The sequence below is a fragment of the Inhella gelatinilytica genome (genome assembly GCF_016093295.1).
Lineage (GTDB): Bacteria > Pseudomonadota > Gammaproteobacteria > Burkholderiales > Burkholderiaceae_C > Inhella > Inhella gelatinilytica.
Genome location: NZ_JAEDAL010000002.1, coordinates 495920 through 516140 on the forward strand (window position 1 = coordinate 495920; position 20221 = coordinate 516140).

Consider the following 20221-nt stretch of genomic DNA (forward strand, 5'->3'; position numbering starts at 1 on the left):
AGGAGTGGCCTTGAAAACACATAGGTCTGTGGCGGGGGTGCTCGGGGCGGTGGCACTGGTGCTCAGCGGTTGTGCGTCGGTGCCCGAGCGGGTGGGGTTGCCGGTGGCGGTGCACACGGTGATGGCCGACAAGGGCCTGCCGGTCGACAGCCTGGCCGTGGTGGCCTACCCGCTGGACGACCGCTCAAGGGGGCTGCGGGTACAGGCGGGCCGACTGATGTCGCCGGGTTCAACCCTGAAGCTCGTCACGGCCGTGGTGGCGCTCGAAACCCTGGGCCCCAATGCACGGGCCGCTACCGAACTTCGGGTTTTGCACCCCCCCAACGATCAGGGCGTGTTGGCCACGCCGCTCTACGTGCGCGGGCTGGGGTCGGCCGACCTGGGGTACGGTGAGCTGCATCAGTTGCTGCGCGAGCTTCGGGAGCAGGGCGTGCGCGTGTTGCAGGGCGGTGTGGTGTTGGACCGCAGCGCCTTCCGGCCCGAACGCTTCGACCTCGGGCTGGCGCCTTTTGATGAAGCCCCGGAGTTTCCGTACAACGTGATTCCTGACGCCCTGCAATTGGCCGGCAGTCTGCAGCGACTGGAACTGAGCAGTGAAGGCTCCGAAGGGCTGCGGGCCCGCCTAAGCCCTGCCCTGCCGGGGATTGCGGTGGACGTCGCCCAGATCACCTTGGTGGCCCGCAATTGCTCAGATTGGGAAGACGGCTGGAGGCTCCCTGAGGTCGTGCCAGGAGCGGGTGAGTCCGTCACCGTTCGCTTGAAGGGAGCCTTTCCAAGAGACTGCAAGGTCAGTCAGCTCTTGCAACTCGTGGACCGGCAGGTGCTGTGGGAGAAGGCCTTGCGTCAGTTCTGGAAGGAATTGGGCGGCGAGTGGCCTGACGACGCGCCGGTTCAGCAGGGCGTCACGCCGCAAGAGTCGACCGTGCTGGCTCGCCACGTGGAACGCCCGCTGGCGGAGGTGGTGCGCGGCCTGATGAAGCGCAGTGACAACGCGCAGACCCGCTTGCTCTACTTGCGCCTGGGGTCGGCGCGCGCACAAGGGGATGAATCCACGCAGGCGGCTGCAGCGCGTGCGGTGCAGGACTGGTTTGAGCGCCGTGGTTTGAATGCCCAGGGCCTGGTTCTGGATAACGGATCGGGGCTGTCGCGCAGCGAGCGGGTCTCCGTCACCCAGTTGGCCGATTTATTGCAGGCTGTGTGGACGGAGCAGCGGCACTTGCCCGAGTTGCTGACCAGCCTGCCGGTGGCGGGTGAAGACGGCACGATGGGCCGGCGTCTCAAGGGCAGCGCGGCGCAAGGGCGCGCGCGCCTGAAAACGGGCACCCTGCGCGACGCCGTGGGATTGGCCGGCTATGTGTGGGACCAGCGCGGACGGCCGTGGGTGATGGCGGCCCTCGTCAACCACGACAGCCCCAACTTGCCGGAACGCGGCCGTGCGGTACTCGATGCGGTGGCCGAGTGGATCGCGCGGCAGCCCTGATCGCAGCCCGCGGTCCACACGGCGAAGGCCGGCGGGGGCTTACGGCCAGCGCAAGGTCCGATGGTGGACGTCCAATGTCAGCCGCACCCCGATGGGCAAGGGCCAGTTGGGCTGCCCGTGGCCGCTCGGCCACCCGGCCAGCACGGGTTTGCCCAGCGGGTGCAGGTGGGCAGCCAAAACCGCGGTGGCATCCGGGGCCTCGCTGAAACGGCCCACCACGAAGCCCGCGGCGGCGTCCAAATGGCCCGCCAAACGCAACTGGGTGAGGAATCGATCCACGCGATAGGGCTCTTCGCCGATGTCTTCAAAGAACAGCAAGGCCCCCCGTGGGTCGGGCAAGGTGCCCGTTCCCAGTCCCGAAGCCCAGACCGCCAAGTTGCCGCCCAGCAGGGGACCGCAGACCTCCCGGTCGGCCACGCCCCGGCGACTCAACGGATGCAACTCGGGGCTCTGTCGGTGCCAGCCAGGCCCGCAGCCCGAACGAAGTGCGGCGCCCAGTCGGTCCCGGTCGTCTTCGCCACCCGGCTGCCCCCAATCGGAGGCGGGCATGGGGGCATGCCAGCCGGCCAGACCTTCTTGCGCCCACAAGGCCAGCAGCGTGGTGATGTCGCTGTAGCCGATCAGGGGTTTGGGATGGCTGCGCAAAAGCTCCCGGTCCATGCGATCCACCACGCGCAGGCAGCCGTAACCCCCGCGCAGGCACAGCAGGGCGTCCACTTCGGGATCGAGCAGGGCGGCGTGCACATCGGCCACGCGCTGCGCATCGCTGGCGGCCAGAAACCCCAACTCCGCTGGGCCCGCGCAGCCCGGAAAAATCTTGGCGCGGTAGCCCAGTGCCGCCACCTGAGCGGGCACAGCTTCCAGTGCTCCTGCTTTGGGTGGGCCAGCTGGCGCGATGACCCCCAGACAAGCGCCGGGTTCCAGGGCACGGATCGTCATGGCCGAGCCTCCCCGGGGCGCGACTCATGGAGCCGCTGCATCAGTCGGTCCACTTCGGCGCCCAGTTTCGCCAACTGCTTGGGGCCGCAGGCCAGCGGGTGGTGGGCATATCGCGTGCCCAAATTGCTCAGAAAGGCCACGATGTAATGCCGCCCCAGTGGCTGGATTGACCGGACGATGCCGGCGTCTGACGCGTAGTTTTCGGTGTTTCCAATCTTGTGGGCGAACCGCACGGACGGCGTTGGGCTTTGCGGCCCAGACGGGGCGGGCCACTGGTGCTCACCCGCCACCCAGTTCCCATCGGGCTGGCACCAACGGCGGTTCAGCTCACTGGGGAGTCCGGCGGGTTGACCGGGGACGGCCGCCAGCGTGCCGCTGCTGAGAATCGTGTCCAAGCCCTGCTCGCGCAGACCGGCCAGCACGGCGTCGCGGCCTTCGGCGTGAAGCCGCGGCGCTTCTGCGTCCAGCCAGGGCGCTGGCGGTGCGTCGGGGTCCAGCCACCACAGCAGGCGGGCGGTGTCCCACGCCGTCATGTGAATCTGGCCCACGCCCGCGCCGGCTGCATTCCCCCAGCCGCCATCGGGCTGGGTGTTGTGCAACCGCAGCGTCGGCAGGCCCAGCCGATCCAACAGCGCCTGCACTTCGTTGTGGACCTCGCGCCCCGCGGAGCGGCGAATCATGCCCGCATGGTGCAGCCAGGCCACCAGGGCCGAGGTGGCGTGGTTGCAACTCACGGCCAGCATGTCGAATTGCCAGTCGCGCAGGGCCCGGGCCTGCCCTTGGTAACTCCAGGCCTCGTCCCAGTCGCCCCGCTGCTGCTGGCAAGCCCAGGCCACCCCCACCGCCACCATCAGTTTGAGCAGGGAGGCAGGGTAGGGCGCTCGCATCGCCGCGCCTTGACCCCAGAGCCTGTGCCGGGGCAAGGTGCTCCAGTCGCTGGCCGGCAGCCAGGCCACCGAAACCCCTTGTGCGTCTTGGACGTCGGCCAAGAACTCCACGCCTTGCACTGGGCCGAAAGTGGCGGGCAGTGTGGCGATCAAGCCCTCGGGCTGATCGCGCGAGAACAGCACATTGGCTGCAACCGGTGCCTGTCCGGGAACAAAGCCCACAACCGCAAGGTCCAAGCTCGGAAAGTGGCGCAGCGGGCTCCCACCGGCGAGCGGGTCGCCGATGGCACCGAAGTTCAAGTCTTGAATGGCGCGGCGCAAGCCGTCAGCCAGTTCTTGGGCGTTCATGCGGCCTGCAGTGTCAACCCATCGAGCGGTAGCGGGCTCGTGCGGCCGGAGACCAGTTCCGCCACGATGCGGGCCGAGGCGAAGGCAAACGTAAAGCCCAGTGCCCCGTGGCCCACGTTCAGCCACAAACCGGGCACCGGGCTGGCGCCCAAGATGGGTGTGCCGCCCGGGGTGGCGGGCCGCAAACCGGCCCAGGGGCGAGCGTTGTCGTAGTCCGCGGCAAAGGGAAACAGACTGCGCACATTGCGATGCAGTGCGGCAATGCGCTTGGGACTGATGGCCTCGTTTTCCCCCACCAAGTCCACCATCGCGGCGACCCGCAACTCCGAGCCGATGCGTGCGTACAAGGTTTTGCGCTCGAAGTCGGTCACGCTCACTTCGGGCGGTCGGTGTTGGGCGGTGATGGGCGCCGTCAGGCTGTAGCCCTTCAGCGGATACAGCGGCAGGTCGATGCCCAAGGGCGCCGCCAGGGCGCGGCTTTGCAGTCCGGCCGCCAGCACCACCGCATCCGCACCGACAAAGCCCGCGTCGGTGTGGACCCCGCGGGTGCGCCCATCACGCAACCCCAAGCGGTCGACGTGGGCACACAGACGGCCGACAAAGCGCGGGTGGCGCTGCAAACGCGCCGCCAACGCCTGCGTGACGCGTTGGCAGTCGGCCACGGCCTCACCCGGCGTGAACACCCCGCCCGCCAATTGTTCGGCGCCCGTGGCCAGAGCGGGCTCCAACGCCACGCAAGCGGCGCGGTCCAGCGCCTGCTCCGGCCCGCCGGGTTGCAGGCGGCTGCGGACGCTCAGAAATTCGCCCGCATTACGGTACACCACCAGCTTGCCGGGGCTGCGCAGGGCGATGCTCTCTGGATCCAGATCGAGCGACAAGTCGCCAAACGCCAGCTTGCTGTAGGCACCCAGAGCCAGCAAGCGTTGAGTGGTGGAGCGGTTCACCGAGCCTCGGCATTTGGAGAGGAAGCGCAGGAGCCACTGCCATTGATGTCGGTCCGCCTCCGGCCGGAACTGCAGGGGCCCATCCGGGTCCATCAACCACTTCAAGGCCTTGAAGGGCACGCCCGCATCTGCCAGGGGTGACACATAGCGGTAGCTCAGTTGGCCGCCATTGGCCTGACTGGCCCCTTGCGCCCATTGCGCATGGCGCTCCAACAAGGTGACGTGATGGCCGGCCTCGACCAGAGCCCAGGCCGTGGTCACGCCGATCACCCCTCCGCCCACCACCAGCACCTGTTGGCCCATCGTCGATCACTTTAAAAATCCAGAGCCTTGAGCCTACGAGAAGGCACCCTGCTCGACCAATGAATGCAAGCGCACGGGGCATAACCGGCTCACATGTGTGAGGGCGAAAAGGACAGCTGCCTGCCCCGCTTTGTGGCGTGGGTGCGATGGCACACTGCGCCCATGCAGAGCTTCCAGTTCACCCGTTTTGAGAGCCCCGCGCCGGGCCCCCGCCTCATCGTCACCGGGGCCGTGCACGGCAACGAGGTCTGCGGCACGCTCGCCATCCGCCGCCTGATCGGCGAGTTCGAGCGCGGCGAGCGCCAGTTGCAGGCCGGGCGCGTCACCTTCGTACCCGTGACCAACCCCAAGGCCTACGAAAAGGGCGAGCGCAACGGCGACCGCAACCTCAACCGCCGCCTGCGCCCCACCACCGACCCCCAGCAGTACGAAGACCACATCGCCAACTGGCTGTGCCCGCTGCTGGCTGATCATGAGGTGCTGCTGGACCTGCACAGCTTCCAAGCCCAAGGCCAGCCCTTCGTGATGGTGGGCCCCGAGAACAACGCGGACGCCCTGCAACCCTTCCAGCATGCTGCCAAGGAACTGGCCTTGGCCAAGGTGCTGGGCGTGCAGCGCGGCGTGGACGGCTGGCTGCAAACCTATGCCGACGGCGTGCACCGGCGCCGCGCCTGGGCCGCCGCCCTGGCGCCCGAAGTGGCCGCCACCGTGGACCTGGACGAAGCCTATGGCGTGGGCACCACCGAACAAATGCGCGCCCTGGGCGGCTGGGCCCTGACGCTGGAGTGCGGCCAGCACGCCGACCCCCAAGCGCCCGAGGTGGCCTACCGCGCCATCGTCAACACGCTGCTCCACCTGGGCCTGATCGCCGGCGAGGCGCCGCCCGTGCAAAGCATGGCGGGCCTGAGCCTCGTCCACGTGCGCGACAAAGCCCACGCGGACGACCAATTCATCAAGCCCTGGGTCAGCTTTGACCGCGTGCGCGCTGGCGAGCTCATCGGCCACGGCCAGGACGGTGAAGCCGTCTACGCCGAGCACGATGGCGCCATCGTCTTCCCCAACCCCAAGGCGCGCGCCGGGCAGGAGTGGTTCTACCTGGCGCGCGACACCGACCGCTTCCGTTGAGCGGCTGAAAGCCGGAGAGGCTGAACCGACCGTGGACGAACTCGACCGCCAACTCATCGCCCTGCTGCGCAAGGACGCCCGCATGAGCGTGGCCACCCTGGCCAGCAAGCTCAGCGTCTCGCGCGGTACCGTTACCAACCGCCTGCGCAAGCTGGAGGACGAGCAGGTCATCGTCGGCTACACCGTGCGCCTCAAACCCGAGGCCGAGCCCGACTACATCCGCGCCTGGATGGGCGTGCTCGTCGAAGGCAACCAAACCCGCGCCGTCACCGCCGCCCTGCTGGGCGAACCCGCCGTGCAGTCCCTGCACGACACCAACGGCCGCTGGGACCTGCTGGCCGAACTCCGCGCCGAGTCCATGGCCGAACTCTCCAAAGTGCTGGAGCGCGTGCGGCTGATCAAAGGTATTGCCAACACCGAAACCAATATCTTGTTGGCGACGTTTCGGTGAGCAGGCTGCCCCGCATCGTGGGGCGGCGGGAGTGGGATTGACGGGGTGAGACGGTTCGGTAATTGCCAAAGCTTGATTTATCATGAAGCATCAAGATGAATCATGACGACGAGGCCGCGATGGGTGCTGTCCGCGAAAAGTTTTCGTCCCAAGCGGCGCCCGATGTGCTGGCTGCGCTGCGCCAGATTGCCGAAAGCCAAGGGCGCCAATTCCAGGCTGTGCTGGATGAAGCCCTGCGCGATTACATTGACCGGCAGCAAAAGGAGCGCCCGCGTCGCCATGTGATGGCGGCGTTCGCGGCCAGCTTGGACGAATTCGACAGCCTGTATCGCGAGTTGGCCAAGTAAGCCGTGCCGCGTGATTTCCTGACCGTGGCCGATGTGCTGGCCCTGCACGCAGTGTTGATGCAGCGGTACGGCGGCGCCCTGGGCCTGCGCGACCCCGGCGCGCTGGAGGCCGCGCTCTTTCGGCCGCAGACGGGGTATTACGACGACATCGTGGCGGAAGCGGCCGCCCTGATGGAAAGCCTAGCCATCAACCATCCGTTCGTGGACGGCAACAAGCGCATCGCCTTTGCAGCAGCCGATGTGTTCTTGCGGGTCAACGGCTGGCGCTTGCAACGCGCACCCCTGCAAATCCACGCCGAGATGCTGAATATGTTCGAGACTGGAAGCTTTGACATTGCCCACCTGGAGCCGTGGCTACGCTCGTTTGCTGCCGAGTCGAGCTGAATGAGAGTCTTTACAACCCCAGCCTGGCACTTTATTACTGTGTAGTCATGAGGGAGCCCCGCAGATCCCTCAGCGCGGGTGCCGGCGCTGCCACCAGCGGCGGTGCGGGTGGGGCACGACGAGGACAGGGGCCGGGATGACGACGCGGACCTCAGGCCTGGGGTAGGGGTCGTAGCGGTCCGACTGCGCGTAGCGATATGGCAGCACCACGCAGCCGGTGAGCGCGGCGCTGGCCGCGAGGGCGAGCGCAGCCCGCGTGATGCCGAACAAGGGGGTCATGTTGAACTCCATCCGCCCAAGCCGGGCGGTCCGGCGTTAACGGGCGGGGGCCGCCGCGAGGTTGACGCGGGCTGGGCCATCGGCGGGCGCGATGGGGAGCAGTGGGCCTGTTCGGCGCAACAAAAAAGGGGCTGAAGCCCCTTGTTGTTGTCCCTGACGGGTGTTGTGGCGGTCAGGCGGCCAGGGCCAAGTGGGCGGGGCGGGTCTTGAGCAGGCCGAACAGGTCTTTTGGGTTTTCGTTGTTCGGCACCAGCTCGATGGGCTGGCCGATGCCCAGTTCCTCGGCAGCGTCTTTCATGAAGGCCAGCGCAGCAAAGTCTTCGAGGGCGAAGCCAACGGAGTCGAACACGGTGACTTGGGCATCGCTCACGCGGCCCGACGCCTGGCCGGTCAGGACCCGCCAGAACTCGGTCACCGGGAAGTCGGCGGGCATTTGCTGCATGTCGCCTTCGATGCGCGACTGCGGTTCGAATTCACAGAACACGCTGCCCATCTCCAGCACGCCGCGGTGCAGTTCGGTCTTGCCCGGGCAGTCGCCGCCCACGCCGTTGACGTGCATGCCGGGCTCAATCATGTCCGGCGTGATGATGGTGGCGTTGGTCTTGTCCGCGGTGACGGTGGTGATGATGTCCACGCCCTTGACGGCCTCGGCGGTGCTGGCGCACACGGTGAGCGTCAGCCCTTGGCCCTGCAGGTTGGCGACCAGCTTGGCGGTGGCGGCCGGGTCCACGTCAAAGAGGCGCAGTTCGCGGACGCCGACGATGTCGCGGAAGGCCAGGGCCTGGAACTCGGCCTGGGCGCCATTGCCAATCAGCGCCATGCGGCGGCTGTTCGGGCGGGCCAGCACCCTGGCGGCCAGGGCCGAGGTGGCGGCGGTGCGGATGGCGGTGGTCAGCGTCAGCTCGGAAAGGAAGAGCGGGGCGCCGGTGGGCACGTCGGCCAGCACGCCAAAGGCCATCACGGTGGGCAGACCAAAGCGGGTGTTCTTGGGGTGGCCGTTGACGTACTTGAAGCTGAATTGTTGGTCGTCAGCGATGGGCATCAGCTCAATCACGCCGTCCTGCGAGTGGCAGGCGACGCGAGCGCTCTTGTCGAACGATTCCCAGCGGCGGAACTCGCGTTCGATGCGGTCGGCAATGCCGGTCAGGCAGGCCGACAGGCCTTTGCGCTGGATGAGCTGCACCATGTCGGACACGCTGACAAAGGTGGTTTGCAGGCGGCGGGCGGTGGTGGTGGTGCTCATGATGCTGAGGGCTTGTGCTGACATGGATGCCAGTGTCGCGAGACGCCGTGTTAATCGAAAGCGTAGAAATTGCTACAAAACATAAGGCTTGAACATCAAAACGGTAGATAAAAATATCGAAATGCTCAAAATCAGGGATTTCACGGAGAGCCCACGGCGGGCTCGGGGGCACTCGGGGCGGCGCAGCGCTGGCCGAAACCCGGCGCCTACACTCCCGCCCCGTTTGGCCGCTGATGGCCCGCCCGCAGGAACATGACCATGACCACGCCCCGTGAACAAGCCGCCTGGGACCGCCTCGCCACCCTGATCGACCCCGGCACCGGCCAGAGCTGGGTCGCCAGCAAGCAAGTGCAGTCCGTCCAAGAAACGGACGGACGCTTGGTGGTGGCGCTGACGCTGGGCTACCCGGCGGCCAGTCAGTGGCCGGCGCTGCAGGCCGAACTGACCGCCGCCCTTGGCGCGGACGAGGTGCGCCTGAGCACCCGCGTGGTGGCCCATGCCGTGCAGCGGGGGCTGGAGTTGATCCCCGGTGTCAAAAACCTGATCGTGGTGGGGTCAGGCAAGGGCGGGGTGGGCAAAAGCACCACCGCGGCCAACCTGGCGCTGGCCTTGCAGGCCGAAGGGGCGCGCGTGGGCTTGCTGGATGCTGACATTTACGGCCCTTCGGTGCCGACGATGCTGGGCGCCCAGGGCCAGCCCTCCAGCCCGGACGGCAAGAGCATGGAGCCCTTGAGCGCGCATGGCCTGCAACTGATGTCCATCGGCTTCTTGGTGGCGCAAGACCAGGCCACCATCTGGCGTGGGCCCATGGCCACCCAAGCGCTGGAGCAACTGCTGCGCCAAACCCGCTGGGACGATTTGGATTACCTGGTGGTGGACCTGCCGCCTGGAACGGGCGACATTCAGCTGACCCTGGCCCAGCGGGTGCCGGTGACGGGCGCGGTGATCGTCACCACGCCGCAGGACGTAGCCCTGCTGGACGCCCGCAAGGCCGCTCGCATGTTTGAGAAGGTCAGCGTGCCCATGCTGGGCCTGGTGGAGAACATGTCGGTGTTCTGCTGCCCGAATTGCGGTCACAGTGAGCCCATCTTTGGGGCCGACGGCGGCAAACGCCTGGCCGAAGAATTGGGCCTGCCCTTCCTGGGCGAGTTGCCGCTGCTGCGCCGCGTGCGGGAGCTCAGCGACGCCGGCATGCCGCCGGTGGTGGCCGAGCCGGCCAGCGAGGTGGCCCAGCGCTACCGCGCGCTGGCGCGCCAGGTCGGCGCGGCGGTGGCCCAACTGGGCAAGGACTATTCAAGCAAGCTGCCCAAGGTGGTCAAGGCCTAAGAAGCCGCGGGCAGGGCCGCCGCGGCGCGTTGCATGGCTGCGGGGTTTTGACGCTGCTTTGTCTACAGCGCCATGTCGCGCAGGCGGCGCGGGCCGGCGCGGTGTTCCACCTCGCTCCACAGCGCCTGCGCCCAACCCAACTGATGCGCGGCCTGCAGCCCGACGAAGACGGGGGCGAGCGCCCAGTTGATCCAGCCCAGGGCGGGGCGCCGCCCTTCGTACCAGTGGCCCACGGCTTGCAGCAGAAAACCCGACGCGGCACTGGCTACCGCCCACCCCGTATAGGCCCAGTCCAGGAGCAACAAGCTGATCCCCATCATCACCATGGGCACGCCCCAGCAGTGCAGCACGATGTTGCGGGGGTCGCGGTGGGCCGCGGCGTAGCGGATCAGGGGAGGCTGGTGATGAAAGTGCATGGCTCACCTCTGGAAGGAGGGAATGGGCCGATTGTGCAGCGAAGGGGAGCCCCGTGGGGTGCCACAATTTCTCGCATGAGCGCGTCGGACCGTTTCCAAGCGCGAATCCCGGCGCGCATGGCGCGGAGGAAATCCCATTGAGCGTTCACATTTGCGATCAGCCCCTGGATTTGAGCGAAGCCTGGCGTCAGGCCGTGGCGGCTGACGTGGGGGCCATCGCCAGTTTCCTGGGCGTGGTGCGGGACGCGCCGGGCGGCGGCCTACAAGCCTTGGAGTTGGAACACTACCCCGGCATGACCGAGGCGTGCATCCGGCGCATGGTTGACGAGGCGCGACAGCGCTTCGCCCTGACCCATGCGGAGATTTGGCACCGGGTGGGGCGCTTGCCGGTGGGGGAGCCCATCGTCTACGTGCTGACCGCCAGTCCGCACCGCCAAGCCAGTCTGGACGGTTGCGCGTTCTTGATTGACTACCTCAAGACGCAAGCCCCGTTTTGGAAGAAAGAACATGGCCCGTGGGGTGCGGAGTGGGTGGATGCGCGCGAGGCCGACGATGCCGCCCTGGCCCGCTGGGGCCTGAACCTGAGCAACGCGGCATGAGCGCGCCCCTCGCGCTGCATACCGGGGTGGCGGGCCTGGCGGTTTTTTTGGGGGCGGGCAGCGGCGCACTCCTGCGCTGGGGCTTGGCGCTGGCGTGGAACCGGCCTGGCGCGGCGTGGCCCTGGGGCACCGTGGCGGCCAACGGCCTGGGCGGCTTGTTGATTGGGGTGCTGCTGGGGTGGTTGGCCCAAAGGCCGGAGATGAGCCCGTTGTGGCGTTTGGCACTCGGGACCGGGTTCCTGGGCGGGTTGACGACGTTTTCGACCTTCTCGGCCGAGGTGGTGAACCTCCTGCAGCAGGGAGATTGGGCGGCGGGCTTGGGGCTCGCGGCCCTGCACCTGCTGGGCTCGCTGCTGCTCACCGCGCTGGGCTTCGTGCTGGCCGCCCGTTGGGCTTAAAGCCGAACGCGCAGACCCAACCGCGTCTTATGGGCGCTGGCGTTTCCGCGATGGGCGGTGAGCGGCCCGCGCTCTACAGTGCCGCCCATGGTTCTCAATGCAATCTGGGCCGCCTTCATCCTGGTGGGCTTCGTTGTCGCGCTGATCAAGCTGTTTCAGGGCGACGTCACCATCTTTACCAAGATCCTCACGGGGCTCTTCGACACGGCCAAGACGGGTTTTGATATCTCGCTGGGGCTGGTTGGCGTCATGAGCCTGTGGCTGGGCATCATGAAGATTGGCGAGCGGGCTGGCTTGATCACGCTGTTTGCGCGCGCGCTCGACCCGCTGTTCCGGCGCATCTTTCCGGACATCCCCCGGGGGCACCCGGCCAGCGGCAGTATGGTGATGAACTTCAGCGCCAACATGCTGGGCCTGGACAACGCCGCCACGCCGCTGGGCCTCAAGGCCATGCGCGAGTTGCAGGAGATCAACCCCGACAAGGAGGTGGCCAGCAACCCCATGATCATGTTCCTGGTGCTGAACACGGCGGGGGTGACCTTGATCCCCACCTCGGTGATCGCCATCCGGCAGAGCATGGCGGCCAGTCAGGGCCTGACGAATTTCAATGCGGCGGACATCTTCCTGCCCACGCTGATTGCCACCTTCGTGTCGTTCTGCGCGGCGCTGATCGTGGTGGCGCGCCTGCAGCGCATCCCCTTGCTCAATGCGCCCATGGCCGCCTTTTTTCTGGGCTTCGGCGGGCTGATGGCGGGGCTTTACGCGTGGCTCGCCGGCCTGCCCGCTGCGGAGGTGGCCCGCACCATCGGCCTGATTGGCAGCTTGGTGATCGTGGGCGTCATTGCGCTCTTTGTGGCTGTGGGCGTGCTGCGGCGCGTCAACGTCTACGAGGCGTTTGTCGACGGCGCCAAGGACGGATTCCAGGTGGCGGTGACCATCATTCCCTACCTGATCGCCATCCTGGTGGCGATCTCGGTGTTTCGCACCACCGGGGGCATGGATTACCTCGTGGGCGCAGTGGGCTCGGTCGTGGGGGCGTTGGGCTTCAACACCGACTGGGTTGCGGCCCTTCCCGTGGGCTTGATGCGCCCGCTCTCCGGCAGTGGGGCCCGGGGCTTGATGGTGGACGTGATGACGACCTACGGAGTCAACTCATTCCAGGGCACACTGGCCTGCATCATCCAGGGCTCGACCGAGACCACTTTTTACGTGTTGGCGGTCTATTTCGGCAGCGTCAACATCCGCAACACGCGCTACGCCCTGGCCTGCGGACTCTTTGCTGACTTCGTCGCCCTGGTGGCGGCGATTGCCGTGGCCTATGCGTTCTTCCACTGAGCGGCGGGACGCACGGGCCCGCAGCCTCAGTTGAGCAAACGGCTGGGGGCCGGCACCGCCGGTGCGGCCTGGGTGGCGGCGGCGGGCGGGTCCTCGATGCCCCACTCCGATTCACGCAGGGCCTTGAGCATGAGCTCGCGCACCGCGGTCACCATGGACTGGGCCAGTTGCAGGCCGAGCTTGCGGCCTTGCGCGTCCAACACGCTGAAGCCCAATTGACCGGGTTGCATCTGCATTTGCACCTCATGGGCCAGCAGCGGCAGCGGGCCCAGCGGCTGCTCCAGATTGCTTTCGTCAAACGGGGTCTTGAAGTCGGATTTCTTCAAGTTTTCGGCCCGCGCGGATTCCACCAGCATCTCCCGGGCTTCGGGGTGCAGGGTGGCCTGCGAGGCCAGGGCGGCGGAGCTGATCTTTGCCAGGCTGTCATTGAAGGCCGGCCACAGGCGAATGGCCAAGCGACGGGTGATCCACACCGGGTACAACTGGTTCTGCCGGCTGCGGATTCGCATCAGGAGCCGGTCTTCATTGCGGTCGTAGACGACCGAGATCTGGTGAATATCCATGGCGCCATTCTCGCAAGGGCAGCGAAAAGGGGCTTGAAACCGGCGAAGACTGCCCCATGTCGGGATCAGGAGGAGTTCAACCATGCGCCCTGACAAGTTCACGACCCGTCTGCAAGAAGCCCTGGCCGACGCCCAGAGCTTGGCCGTTACCCGCGGCAACCCCTACATCGAGCCCGCCCACCTGCTCGCCGCCATGCTGGCGCAGCCGGATGGGCCGCGGGCGTTGCTGGAGCGCGCCTCGGTCAAGGTGCCGGCCCTCAAAGGCGCGGTGGAAGGGCTGCTGAGCGGCTTGCCGCAAGTGGAAGGGGGCGACCAAGGGGTGCAGCCGGGGCGGGACCTGATTGCGCTGCTGCAAGGTGCCGAACGCGAGGCGGCCAAGCAGGGGGACCAATACATCGCCAGCGAAATGGTGCTGCTGGCCCTGGCCGATGGCAAGACCGATCTGGCGGGGGTGGCGCGCGGCCATGGGCTGAACCGCGCGGCCCTGGAGGCAGCGCTCAAAGCCGTGCGCGGCAGCGACAAGGTCGACAACCCCGAGGCCGAAGGCCAGCGCGAGGCGCTGAAGAAATACACGCTGGACCTCACCGAGCGCGCCGCCCAGGGCAAGTTGGACCCCGTGATTGGCCGCGACGACGAGATTCGCCGGGCCATTCAGGTGCTGCAGCGCCGCAGCAAGAACAACCCGGTGCTGATTGGCGAACCCGGCGTGGGCAAGACGGCCATCGTCGAGGGCTTGGCGCAGCGCATTCATGCGGGGGAGGTGCCCGACTCCCTGCGCAACAAGCGCGTGTTGGTGCTGGACATGGCTGGGCTGCTGGCGGGGGCCAAGTTCCGCGGCGAGTTCGAAGAGCGGCTCAAGAGCGTGCTGAAAGAAGTCGCGCAGGAGGAGGGCCGCGTCATCCTCTTTATCGACGAAATCCACACCATGGTGGGTGCCGGCAAGGCGGAGGGCGCCATCGACGCCGGCAACATGCTCAAGCCTGCGCTGGCCCGCGGCGAGCTGCACTGCATCGGCGCCACCACGCTGGACGAGTACCGCAAGTACGTCGAAAAAGACGCCGCCCTGGAGCGCCGCTTCCAGAAGGTGCTGGTCGACGAGCCCAGCGTGGAGCAAACCATCGCCATCCTGCGCGGTTTGCAGGAAAAGTACGAGGTGCACCATGGGGTGGAGATCACCGACCCGGCCATCGTGGCGGCGGCCGAGCTCTCGCACCGCTACATCACCGACCGCTTCCTGCCCGACAAGGCCATTGACCTGATCGACGAGGCCGCGGCCAAGATCAAGATCGAAATCGACTCCAAGCCCGAGGCCATGGACAAGCTGGACCGCCGGCTGATCCAGCTCAAGATCGAGCGCGAGGCCGTCAAGAAGGAGAAGGACGAGGCCTCGCAAAAGCGCCTGGCCCTGATCGCCGAGGAAATCACCAAGCTCGAGCGCGAGGTGGCCGACCTGGAAGAGGTCTGGAAGGCCGAAAAGGCCCAAGCCCAAGGCTCGGCCCACGTGAAGGAAGAGATCGAACGCACCAAGGTGCAGATCGAAGACCTCAAGCGCAAGGGCGATTTGGCCAAGGTGGCCGAGCTGCAGTACGGCAAGCTACCCGAACTGGAGAAGCGCTTGGCCGCGGCGCAGGCCCAAGAGGGCCAGGCCACCGCGAGCGCCAAGCCCAAGCTGCTGCGCACCCTGGTGGGGGCCGAGGAGATCGCCGAAGTTGTGGCGCGGGCCACGGGCATCCCCGTTTCGAAGCTGATGCAGGGCGAGCGCGACAAGCTTTTGCAGATGGAAGACAAGCTGCACCAGCGCGTGGTGGGCCAGGAGGAGGCCTTGGTGGCCGTCGCCGATGCCATTCGTCGCTCGCGCGCCGGCCTCTCCGACCCCAACCGCCCGCTGGGCTCGTTCCTGTTCTTGGGCCCCACGGGCGTGGGCAAGACCGAGCTGTGCAAGGCCCTGGCGGAGTTCTTGTTCGACAGTGCGGACCACATGGTGCGCATCGACATGAGCGAGTTCATGGAGAAGCACTCGGTCAGCCGCCTGATCGGCGCGCCCCCGGGCTATGTCGGGTATGACGAGGGTGGTTACCTCACCGAGGCTGTGCGCCGCAAGCCCTACTCAGTGCTGCTGCTGGACGAGGTCGAAAAGGCCCACCCGGACGTGTTCAACGTGCTGCTGCAGGTGCTCGACGACGGTCGTCTGACCGACGGCCAGGGCCGCACGGTGGACTTCAAGAACACCGTCATCGTCATGACCAGCAACCTGGGCTCCCAGCACATCATGGCGCTGGCCGGCCAGGGCGAGGAGGTGATCCGCGAGGCGGTGATGCACGAGGTGAAGGCGCACTTCCGGCCCGAGTTCTTGAACCGCATCGACGAGACCGTGGTCTTCCACGCCCTGGGGCAGGAGCACATCAAGTCGATTGCTCGCATTCAACTGCGCCACCTGGAGCAGCGCCTGGCGCAGCAGGAGATGAAGCTGGAGGTGAGCGAGGCAGCCTTGGACGAACTGGCCAAAGTGGGCTTTGACCCGGTGTTTGGGGCCCGGCCGCTGAAGCGTGCCATTCAGCAGCGCATCGAGAACCCCGTGGCCAAGCTGATCCTGCAAGGCAAGTTCGGCCCCAAGGACATCGTGCCGGTGAACGTCGAAGCGGGCGAGTTCCGCTTCGAGCGGGTGGTTCATTGACCATGGGGTTGTTGCGGCGAGAAGCCCTCAAACACGCTGCCCTGAGCGCAGGGGCGTGCACGGTGCTGGGCCGGGTGGCACTCGCAGCGCCCCAATCCACCACCCCGCCCGCTAAAACGGCCTCACATGCGGCCTTCCGCCCCGCCCCCCGTGAGATGTGGGTACGGGTGGAGACGGAGCTCGGGGCTTTCGTGGTGGCGCTGTACCCCGACTGGGCACCGCTCACAGTGGCGAACTTCCTGGCCTATGTGGAGGCCAAGGCGCTAGATGGTGCCTCGGTATACCGCATCGTGACGCGAAAGAATCAGCCTGCGGGTCCGCCCCAGATTGAGGTGGTGCAGTGGGGCATCAATGCCCCGCCGGGGCGTCGCCCCTTGCGGCCTCCCGTCGCGCACGAAAGCACGCAGCAAACAGGGCTGAGGCACTTGGACGGCACCCTTTCCATGGCGCGCCTGGCGGTCGGGAGCGCCAGCTCGGAGTTCTTTATCTGCGTAGGCGACCAACCGGAGCTGGATTACGGCGGACGTCGCCAGCCCGATGGCCAAGGCTTCGCGGCCTTTGGTCGGGTGGTCCAAGGCATGGAGGTGGTGCGGGCTTTGCATGCCCGGGGCGGGGCCGAACAGTTCCTGCCCCAGCCCCTGCTGGTGCGGCGGGTGCGGCGGGTGAACGATCCCCAGCCTTCGAATTCCTGAGCGCGAGCTTGCTCGAATCGACGGGGGCACCCGCCACAATCGCGGGCATGACTGCTGCTGTCGCTGAAACTCCCGTGGTCATCGTTGGGGCCGGTTTGGCTGGCCTTACGGTGGCATTGCATCTGGCCGACCACATGCCCGTCTGGGTCCTGGCTAAACGCCAATTGGGCGAGGCGGCCACCGCCTGGGCCCAAGGTGGCATCGTTGGTGTGCTGGGCAGTGACGACTCCATCGACAGCCACGTGCGGGATACGGCCGATGCGGGAGCGGGGCTGGTGGACGAGGCCACGGCCCGATTCATTGCCGAGCGCAGTGCTGACGCGGTCACTTGGTTGCTCGACCAGGGCGTGCCCTTCACCCCGGATACCGAAGGCCCGCTGGGCCTGCACCTTACCCGCGAAGGGGGCCACGCCGTGCGCCGTATTGCGCATGCGGCGGACGCCACCGGCAAGGCCATCCACGAAGCCCTGCTGGCCAAGGCCCTTGCCCACCCCAATATCCAATTGCGGGAGCGCTGGATGGCGGTGGACTTGATCACCAGCCGCCACCTCAAGCGCGATGAACCCACGCGCTGCTATGGCGTGTACGCGCTCAATATTGATGCGGGGCGTGTGGAAACGGTGACGGCGCGAGCGGTGGTGCTCGCCACGGGGGGCGCGGGCAAGGTTTATCGCTACACGACCAATCCGGATACCGCCACGGGTGACGGCGTGGCGATGGCGTGGCGTGCCGGGTGCCGGGTGGCCAACATGGAATTCATCCAATTCCACCCGACCTGTCTTTACCACCCCCAGGAACGCAGCTTCCTCATTACGGAGGCGCTGCGCGGGGAGGGCGGGCACCTGAAACTGCCCAACGGGCACCGTTTCATGCCCGACCACGACGAGCGCGCGGAATTGGCCCCGCGTGACATCGTGGCCCGCGCCATTGACTTCGAGATGAAGAAGCACGGCGTGGACCACGTGTGGCTCGATGCCCGGCATTTGGGGGAGGACTTCCTGAAGGGCCACTTCCCGACCATTCACGCCCGTTGCCTGCAGCTGGGTATTGATATCGCTCGGCAAATGATCCCGGTGGTGCCCGCGGTGCATTTCACCTGCGGGGGTGTGGTGACCGATTTGGACGGTCGTGCGGACTTGCCCGGCCTCTTTGCTGTGGGCGAAACCGGGTACACCGGGTTGCATGGGGCAAATCGATTGGCCAGCAACAGCCTGCTGGAATGTGTGGTGCTCGGTCGCACGTGCGCGGCGCGGATTGGACGGGACATCCCCTCCCCCGTCCCGGCCTTGCCGGCTTGGGACGAAAGTCAGGTCCACAACGCCGATGAGCAGGTGGTCATCGCCCACAACTGGGACGAGTTGCGCCTCCTGATGTGGAACTACGTGGGCATCGTGCGGACCACCAAACGCTTGGAGCGGGCGCTGCACCGCATCGAGTTGTTGCGGGCCGAAACCCTGGAGTACTACGCCAACTTTCGGGTCACCCGCGACTTGCTGGAATTGCGCAATCTGGTCGATTGCGCCGAGTTGATCGTGCGTTCTGCTCTGATGCGCCATGAGAGCCGCGGTTTGCACTACAGCCGCGATTTTCCGGAGACCCTGCCGGTGAGTTTCCCCACCTTGCTGATCCCGCCCACACGGCGCGCCTGATTATTGGGCCGTTCGGCCCGGCCTTGCCCATGACGACTCTTGCTCTGTCCCCGGACGCTCAGCGCCGCGCCGATTGGTCCACCATTTCCTGGGTTGGCCTGGCCCACGGGACAAGCCATTTTTTTCACTTGCTGCTGCCGCCTTTGTTCCCGGTCTTCGCCCAAAGCTTTGGGCTGAGTTGGGCCCAGATGGGGCTGCTGGTGACCGTTTTTTATGCGGTTTCGGGGGTGGGGCAGGCGATTTCCGGGTTCTGGGTGGATCGTCTCGGGGCCCGGCCCGCGCTGATCGCCGCCATGGGGTTCTTTGCCTTGGGTGCGTTGGCTGCGGGCTTGGCGCAGGGGTACGGCGGGCTGGTGCTGGCCGCTGCGTTGGCGGGCTTGGGCAATGCACCCATGCACCCCGCGGATTTTTCAATCCTGAACCAGCGGGTGGACCGCGCGCGCCTCGGGCATGCGTACTCCGTCCATGGCATCAGCGGGAACTTGGGCTGGTCCCTGATGCCGGTGCTGGCGGCCAGTGTGTTGGCTGCGGGTTGGCACTGGCGGTGGGTCTATGCCGTGGCGGCCCTGTGGGCGCTGCTCATGATGGCGGCCCTGGTCGGCCAGCGTGAGGCGCTGCGCACGGAGCCCGTGCGGCGGGCGGCGGCAGGCCCCGCCGAGCCCCACCCCTTTGCGTTTCTGCGGCTGCCGTCCATCTGGTTGTGCTTTTCGTTCTTTCTATTCACCACGGCAGCCTTGGCGGCCCTTCAGAGTTTTGCGCCCGCTGCCCTGGCGGCGCTGCACAAACAAGACGCGGCCACGCTCAGCCTGGTGGTGACGGCCTACATGCTGTGCAGCGCCCTGGGCATGGTGCTCGGCGGCTTTTGGGTTGGGCGCTCCCAGCGCTTGGAGCGCCACATTGCGTGGGCGCTCAGTGGCGCCGCCCTGCTGCTCGTGTTGGCCATGGTGCCCGGTCTGCCCTTGGGCGGGGCCATGGCGCTGGTGGCGCTTGCGGGGCTGGGCACCGGTTTGGCGGGGCCGTCGCGGGACTTATTGGTCAAACAATCCGCCCCACCGGGTGCGACGGGGCGGGTGGTCGGAACGGTGTACTCCGGCCTGGATTTGGGCTTCGCTGTGGCGGCTCCGCTGGCGGGCGCCTTGCTGGATGCCGGATGGCCTCGGGGCCTGTTTGGCTTTGCCGCTGCGGCTTTGCTGCTGGCGCTGGCAGCTGCGCAACTGGTCAGGCGATGGACGCCCCGCTGACCGCCGCGCGGGGGTGGCTCATTGGCATTCGGCGGCGATGACCGCCTTCATTTTTTGGATTTCGGCGGCACGCGCCGGGTCATCCAAGATCGTTCGCTCGCCCTTGTCGTTGGTCTGCGAGATGCGCGCCCCCGACTCCAACAACGTCAACTGCTGACGGGCGCGGCTGCAGTTTTCAGCCCGCACCGCAGCGTTTTGCCGCTCTTCTTCTTTGAGGCGCGCTTCGGTTTGGGGCGACATGTTGGGCTTGGATTCCGCCTTCTTGGTCGGCGGCGCGCTGGCGCCTCCCTGCGGGCTTGATGCCTTCTCCCCGTAGGTTTGCAGCTTCACGGCGGTGCGCGCCCCAAACGGGCGAGCCAGGATGTCTTTTTCGGGGATGGAAGCGGGCGGCGGGCGGTCGCTGTACTGCACATTGCCGTTGGCGTCGCGCCACTTCCACTGCCCCTGCTGCGCATGCGCTGAAACCGCTGCCCAGCTGCACAGGGCCACGAGACAAACCGTACGAAGCAAAGAAGGCTGAGCCATGGCGATCAAGGCAAGATGAAATCCGGACTGAGTGTAGGCCGATTGCCCGGCTTCAGGGATTGCCCGTAGAGCT

21 protein-coding genes are annotated in these 20221 nt (G+C 66.8%); 13 read left to right on the forward strand and 8 right to left on the reverse strand.

The genetic code is table 11. The annotated features are described in order from the left end of the window. Positions 1-10 precede the first annotated feature (10 nt). Positions 11-1480, forward strand: a complete 1470-nt coding sequence (gene dacB / locus I7X43_RS07200) for a D-alanyl-D-alanine carboxypeptidase/D-alanyl-D-alanine endopeptidase (RefSeq protein ID WP_198100231.1) — start codon at positions 11-13, stop codon at positions 1478-1480. Between the two features lie 39 nt (positions 1481-1519). Here the strand turns inward: dacB and I7X43_RS07205 are convergent, their stop codons facing one another. Genes I7X43_RS07205 through I7X43_RS07215 form a run of 3 tightly spaced genes read right to left on the reverse strand, consistent with a single transcriptional unit; the run spans position 1520 to position 4901 of the window. Continuing rightward, positions 1520-2419 carry a S66 peptidase family protein gene (locus I7X43_RS07205; protein ID WP_198100232.1) on the reverse strand — a complete coding sequence of 300 codons (900 nt, stop codon included), beginning with the start codon at positions 2417-2419 and terminating at the stop codon, positions 1520-1522. Beyond that, positions 2416-3654 (reverse strand): serine hydrolase, encoded by a 1239-nt coding sequence (locus tag I7X43_RS07210; protein WP_198100233.1) that lies wholly within the window; start codon positions 3652-3654, stop codon positions 2416-2418. The genes I7X43_RS07205 and I7X43_RS07210 overlap by 4 nt, the downstream gene beginning before the upstream one ends. Further along, on the reverse strand, positions 3651-4901 hold the full coding sequence (locus tag I7X43_RS07215) for a D-amino acid dehydrogenase (RefSeq protein WP_198100234.1): 1251 nt from the start codon (positions 4899-4901) through the stop codon (positions 3651-3653). Before I7X43_RS07215 ends, I7X43_RS07210 begins: the two co-directional genes overlap by 4 nt. A 162-nt stretch (positions 4902-5063) precedes the next feature. Here I7X43_RS07215 and I7X43_RS07220 point away from each other — a divergent pair, with 162 nt between their 5' ends. From I7X43_RS07220 to I7X43_RS07235, 4 genes are all read left to right on the forward strand, one after another. Then, positions 5064-6026 carry a M14 family metallopeptidase gene (locus I7X43_RS07220; RefSeq protein ID WP_198100235.1) on the forward strand — a complete coding sequence of 321 codons (963 nt, stop codon included), beginning with the start codon at positions 5064-5066 and terminating at the stop codon, positions 6024-6026. A gap of 31 nt (positions 6027-6057) precedes the next feature. Beyond that, the gene (locus I7X43_RS07225) at positions 6058-6477 is read left to right on the forward strand and encodes an Lrp/AsnC family transcriptional regulator (protein ID WP_198100236.1); all 420 of its coding nucleotides are present in this window, start codon (positions 6058-6060) and stop codon (positions 6475-6477) included. 95 nt (positions 6478-6572) lie between these two features. Further along, on the forward strand, positions 6573-6824 hold the full coding sequence (locus tag I7X43_RS07230; protein ID WP_246480224.1) for a hypothetical protein: 252 nt from the start codon (positions 6573-6575) through the stop codon (positions 6822-6824). 3 nt (positions 6825-6827) lie between these two features. Continuing rightward, on the forward strand, positions 6828-7208 hold the full coding sequence (locus tag I7X43_RS07235; protein WP_198100237.1) for a type II toxin-antitoxin system death-on-curing family toxin: 381 nt from the start codon (positions 6828-6830) through the stop codon (positions 7206-7208). A gap of 69 nt (positions 7209-7277) precedes the next feature. Here the strand turns inward: I7X43_RS07235 and I7X43_RS07240 are convergent, their stop codons facing one another. Beyond that, positions 7278-7487: a hypothetical protein gene (locus tag I7X43_RS07240; protein ID WP_198100238.1), complete on the reverse strand. Its 210-nt coding sequence runs from the start codon at positions 7485-7487 to the stop codon at positions 7278-7280. Between the two features lie 172 nt (positions 7488-7659). After that, a complete protein-coding gene (ocd, locus tag I7X43_RS07245; protein ID WP_310737535.1) occupies positions 7660-8754 on the reverse strand; it encodes an ornithine cyclodeaminase in 1095 nt (364 codons plus the stop codon). A 234-nt stretch (positions 8755-8988) separates the two neighbouring features. Between ocd and apbC the strand changes: the two genes are divergently transcribed. After that, positions 8989-10056 carry an iron-sulfur cluster carrier protein ApbC gene (gene apbC / locus I7X43_RS07250; protein ID WP_510602461.1) on the forward strand — a complete coding sequence of 356 codons (1068 nt, stop codon included), beginning with the start codon at positions 8989-8991 and terminating at the stop codon, positions 10054-10056. A 62-nt stretch (positions 10057-10118) separates the two neighbouring features. Here the strand turns inward: apbC and I7X43_RS07255 are convergent, their stop codons facing one another. Then, positions 10119-10472 carry an Mpo1-like protein gene (locus I7X43_RS07255; protein ID WP_198100240.1) on the reverse strand — a complete coding sequence of 118 codons (354 nt, stop codon included), beginning with the start codon at positions 10470-10472 and terminating at the stop codon, positions 10119-10121. A gap of 137 nt (positions 10473-10609) precedes the next feature. On the opposite strand from I7X43_RS07255, the gene I7X43_RS07260 reads away from it, so the two are divergent. From I7X43_RS07260 to I7X43_RS07270, 3 genes are all read left to right on the forward strand, one after another. Further along, positions 10610-11071, forward strand: coding sequence for a molybdenum cofactor biosynthesis protein MoaE (locus I7X43_RS07260; protein WP_198100241.1), 462 nt, complete (start codon positions 10610-10612; stop codon positions 11069-11071). Beyond that, entirely contained in the window at positions 11068-11469 is a 402-nt protein-coding gene (crcB, locus tag I7X43_RS07265) for a fluoride efflux transporter CrcB (RefSeq protein WP_198100242.1), read from the forward strand. The genes I7X43_RS07260 and crcB overlap by 4 nt, the downstream gene beginning before the upstream one ends. Before the next feature lie 87 nt (positions 11470-11556). After that, positions 11557-12804 (forward strand): spore maturation protein, encoded by a 1248-nt coding sequence (locus I7X43_RS07270; RefSeq protein ID WP_198100243.1) that lies wholly within the window; start codon positions 11557-11559, stop codon positions 12802-12804. Between the two features lie 26 nt (positions 12805-12830). Here the strand turns inward: I7X43_RS07270 and I7X43_RS07275 are convergent, their stop codons facing one another. Then, complete coding sequence (locus I7X43_RS07275) at positions 12831-13367, reverse strand: hypothetical protein (protein ID WP_198100244.1); 537 nt, start codon at positions 13365-13367, stop codon at positions 12831-12833. An 82-nt stretch (positions 13368-13449) separates the two neighbouring features. Here I7X43_RS07275 and clpB point away from each other — a divergent pair, with 82 nt between their 5' ends. Genes clpB through I7X43_RS07295 form a run of 4 tightly spaced genes read left to right on the forward strand, consistent with a single transcriptional unit; the run spans position 13450 to position 19623 of the window. Continuing rightward, on the forward strand, positions 13450-16041 hold the full coding sequence (clpB, locus tag I7X43_RS07280) for an ATP-dependent chaperone ClpB (protein ID WP_198100245.1): 2592 nt from the start codon (positions 13450-13452) through the stop codon (positions 16039-16041). 2 nt (positions 16042-16043) lie between these two features. Next, positions 16044-16733, forward strand: a complete 690-nt coding sequence (locus tag I7X43_RS07285) for a peptidylprolyl isomerase (protein WP_198100246.1) — start codon at positions 16044-16046, stop codon at positions 16731-16733. Positions 16734-16780: 47 nt separating this feature from the next. Then, positions 16781-18382, forward strand: a complete 1602-nt coding sequence (nadB, locus tag I7X43_RS07290) for an L-aspartate oxidase (RefSeq protein WP_198100247.1) — start codon at positions 16781-16783, stop codon at positions 18380-18382. A 29-nt stretch (positions 18383-18411) separates the two neighbouring features. Continuing rightward, entirely contained in the window at positions 18412-19623 is a 1212-nt protein-coding gene (locus I7X43_RS07295) for an MFS transporter (protein WP_198100248.1), read from the forward strand. A gap of 18 nt (positions 19624-19641) precedes the next feature. Here I7X43_RS07295 and I7X43_RS07300 read toward each other — a convergent pair whose 3' ends face one another. After that, entirely contained in the window at positions 19642-20148 is a 507-nt protein-coding gene (locus tag I7X43_RS07300; RefSeq protein WP_198100249.1) for a DUF4124 domain-containing protein, read from the reverse strand. Positions 20149-20221: the final 73 nt, after the last annotated feature.

Bases quoted from the DNA above. Each gene is read 5' to 3' on its own strand.
- I7X43_RS07205 (WP_198100232.1), bottom strand. From the start codon at position 2,419: ATGACGATCCGTGCCCTGGAACCCGGCGCTTGTCTGGGGGTCATCGCG.
- I7X43_RS07210 (WP_198100233.1), bottom strand. From the start codon at position 3,654: ATGAACGCCCAAGAACTGGCTGACGGCTTGCGCCGCGCCATTCAAGAC.
- I7X43_RS07215 (WP_198100234.1), bottom strand. From the start codon at position 4,901: ATGGGCCAACAGGTGCTGGTGGTGGGCGGAGGGGTGATCGGCGTGACC.
- I7X43_RS07220 (WP_198100235.1), top strand. From the start codon at position 5,064: ATGCAGAGCTTCCAGTTCACCCGTTTTGAGAGCCCCGCGCCGGGCCCC.
- I7X43_RS07230 (WP_246480224.1), top strand. From the start codon at position 6,573: ATGAATCATGACGACGAGGCCGCGATGGGTGCTGTCCGCGAAAAGTTT.
- I7X43_RS07240 (WP_198100238.1), bottom strand. From the start codon at position 7,487: ATGACCCCCTTGTTCGGCATCACGCGGGCTGCGCTCGCCCTCGCGGCC.
- ocd (WP_310737535.1), bottom strand. From the start codon at position 8,754: ATGTCAGCACAAGCCCTCAGCATCATGAGCACCACCACCACCGCCCGC.
- apbC (WP_510602461.1), top strand. From the start codon at position 8,989: ATGACCACGCCCCGTGAACAAGCCGCCTGGGACCGCCTCGCCACCCTG.
- I7X43_RS07255 (WP_198100240.1), bottom strand. From the start codon at position 10,472: ATGCACTTTCATCACCAGCCTCCCCTGATCCGCTACGCCGCGGCCCAC.
- crcB (WP_198100242.1), top strand. From the start codon at position 11,068: ATGAGCGCGCCCCTCGCGCTGCATACCGGGGTGGCGGGCCTGGCGGTT.
- I7X43_RS07270 (WP_198100243.1), top strand. From the start codon at position 11,557: ATGGTTCTCAATGCAATCTGGGCCGCCTTCATCCTGGTGGGCTTCGTT.
- I7X43_RS07275 (WP_198100244.1), bottom strand. From the start codon at position 13,367: ATGGATATTCACCAGATCTCGGTCGTCTACGACCGCAATGAAGACCGG.
- clpB (WP_198100245.1), top strand. From the start codon at position 13,450: ATGCGCCCTGACAAGTTCACGACCCGTCTGCAAGAAGCCCTGGCCGAC.
- I7X43_RS07285 (WP_198100246.1), top strand. From the start codon at position 16,044: ATGGGGTTGTTGCGGCGAGAAGCCCTCAAACACGCTGCCCTGAGCGCA.
- nadB (WP_198100247.1), top strand. From the start codon at position 16,781: ATGACTGCTGCTGTCGCTGAAACTCCCGTGGTCATCGTTGGGGCCGGT.
- I7X43_RS07295 (WP_198100248.1), top strand. From the start codon at position 18,412: ATGACGACTCTTGCTCTGTCCCCGGACGCTCAGCGCCGCGCCGATTGG.
- I7X43_RS07300 (WP_198100249.1), bottom strand. From the start codon at position 20,148: ATGGCTCAGCCTTCTTTGCTTCGTACGGTTTGTCTCGTGGCCCTGTGC.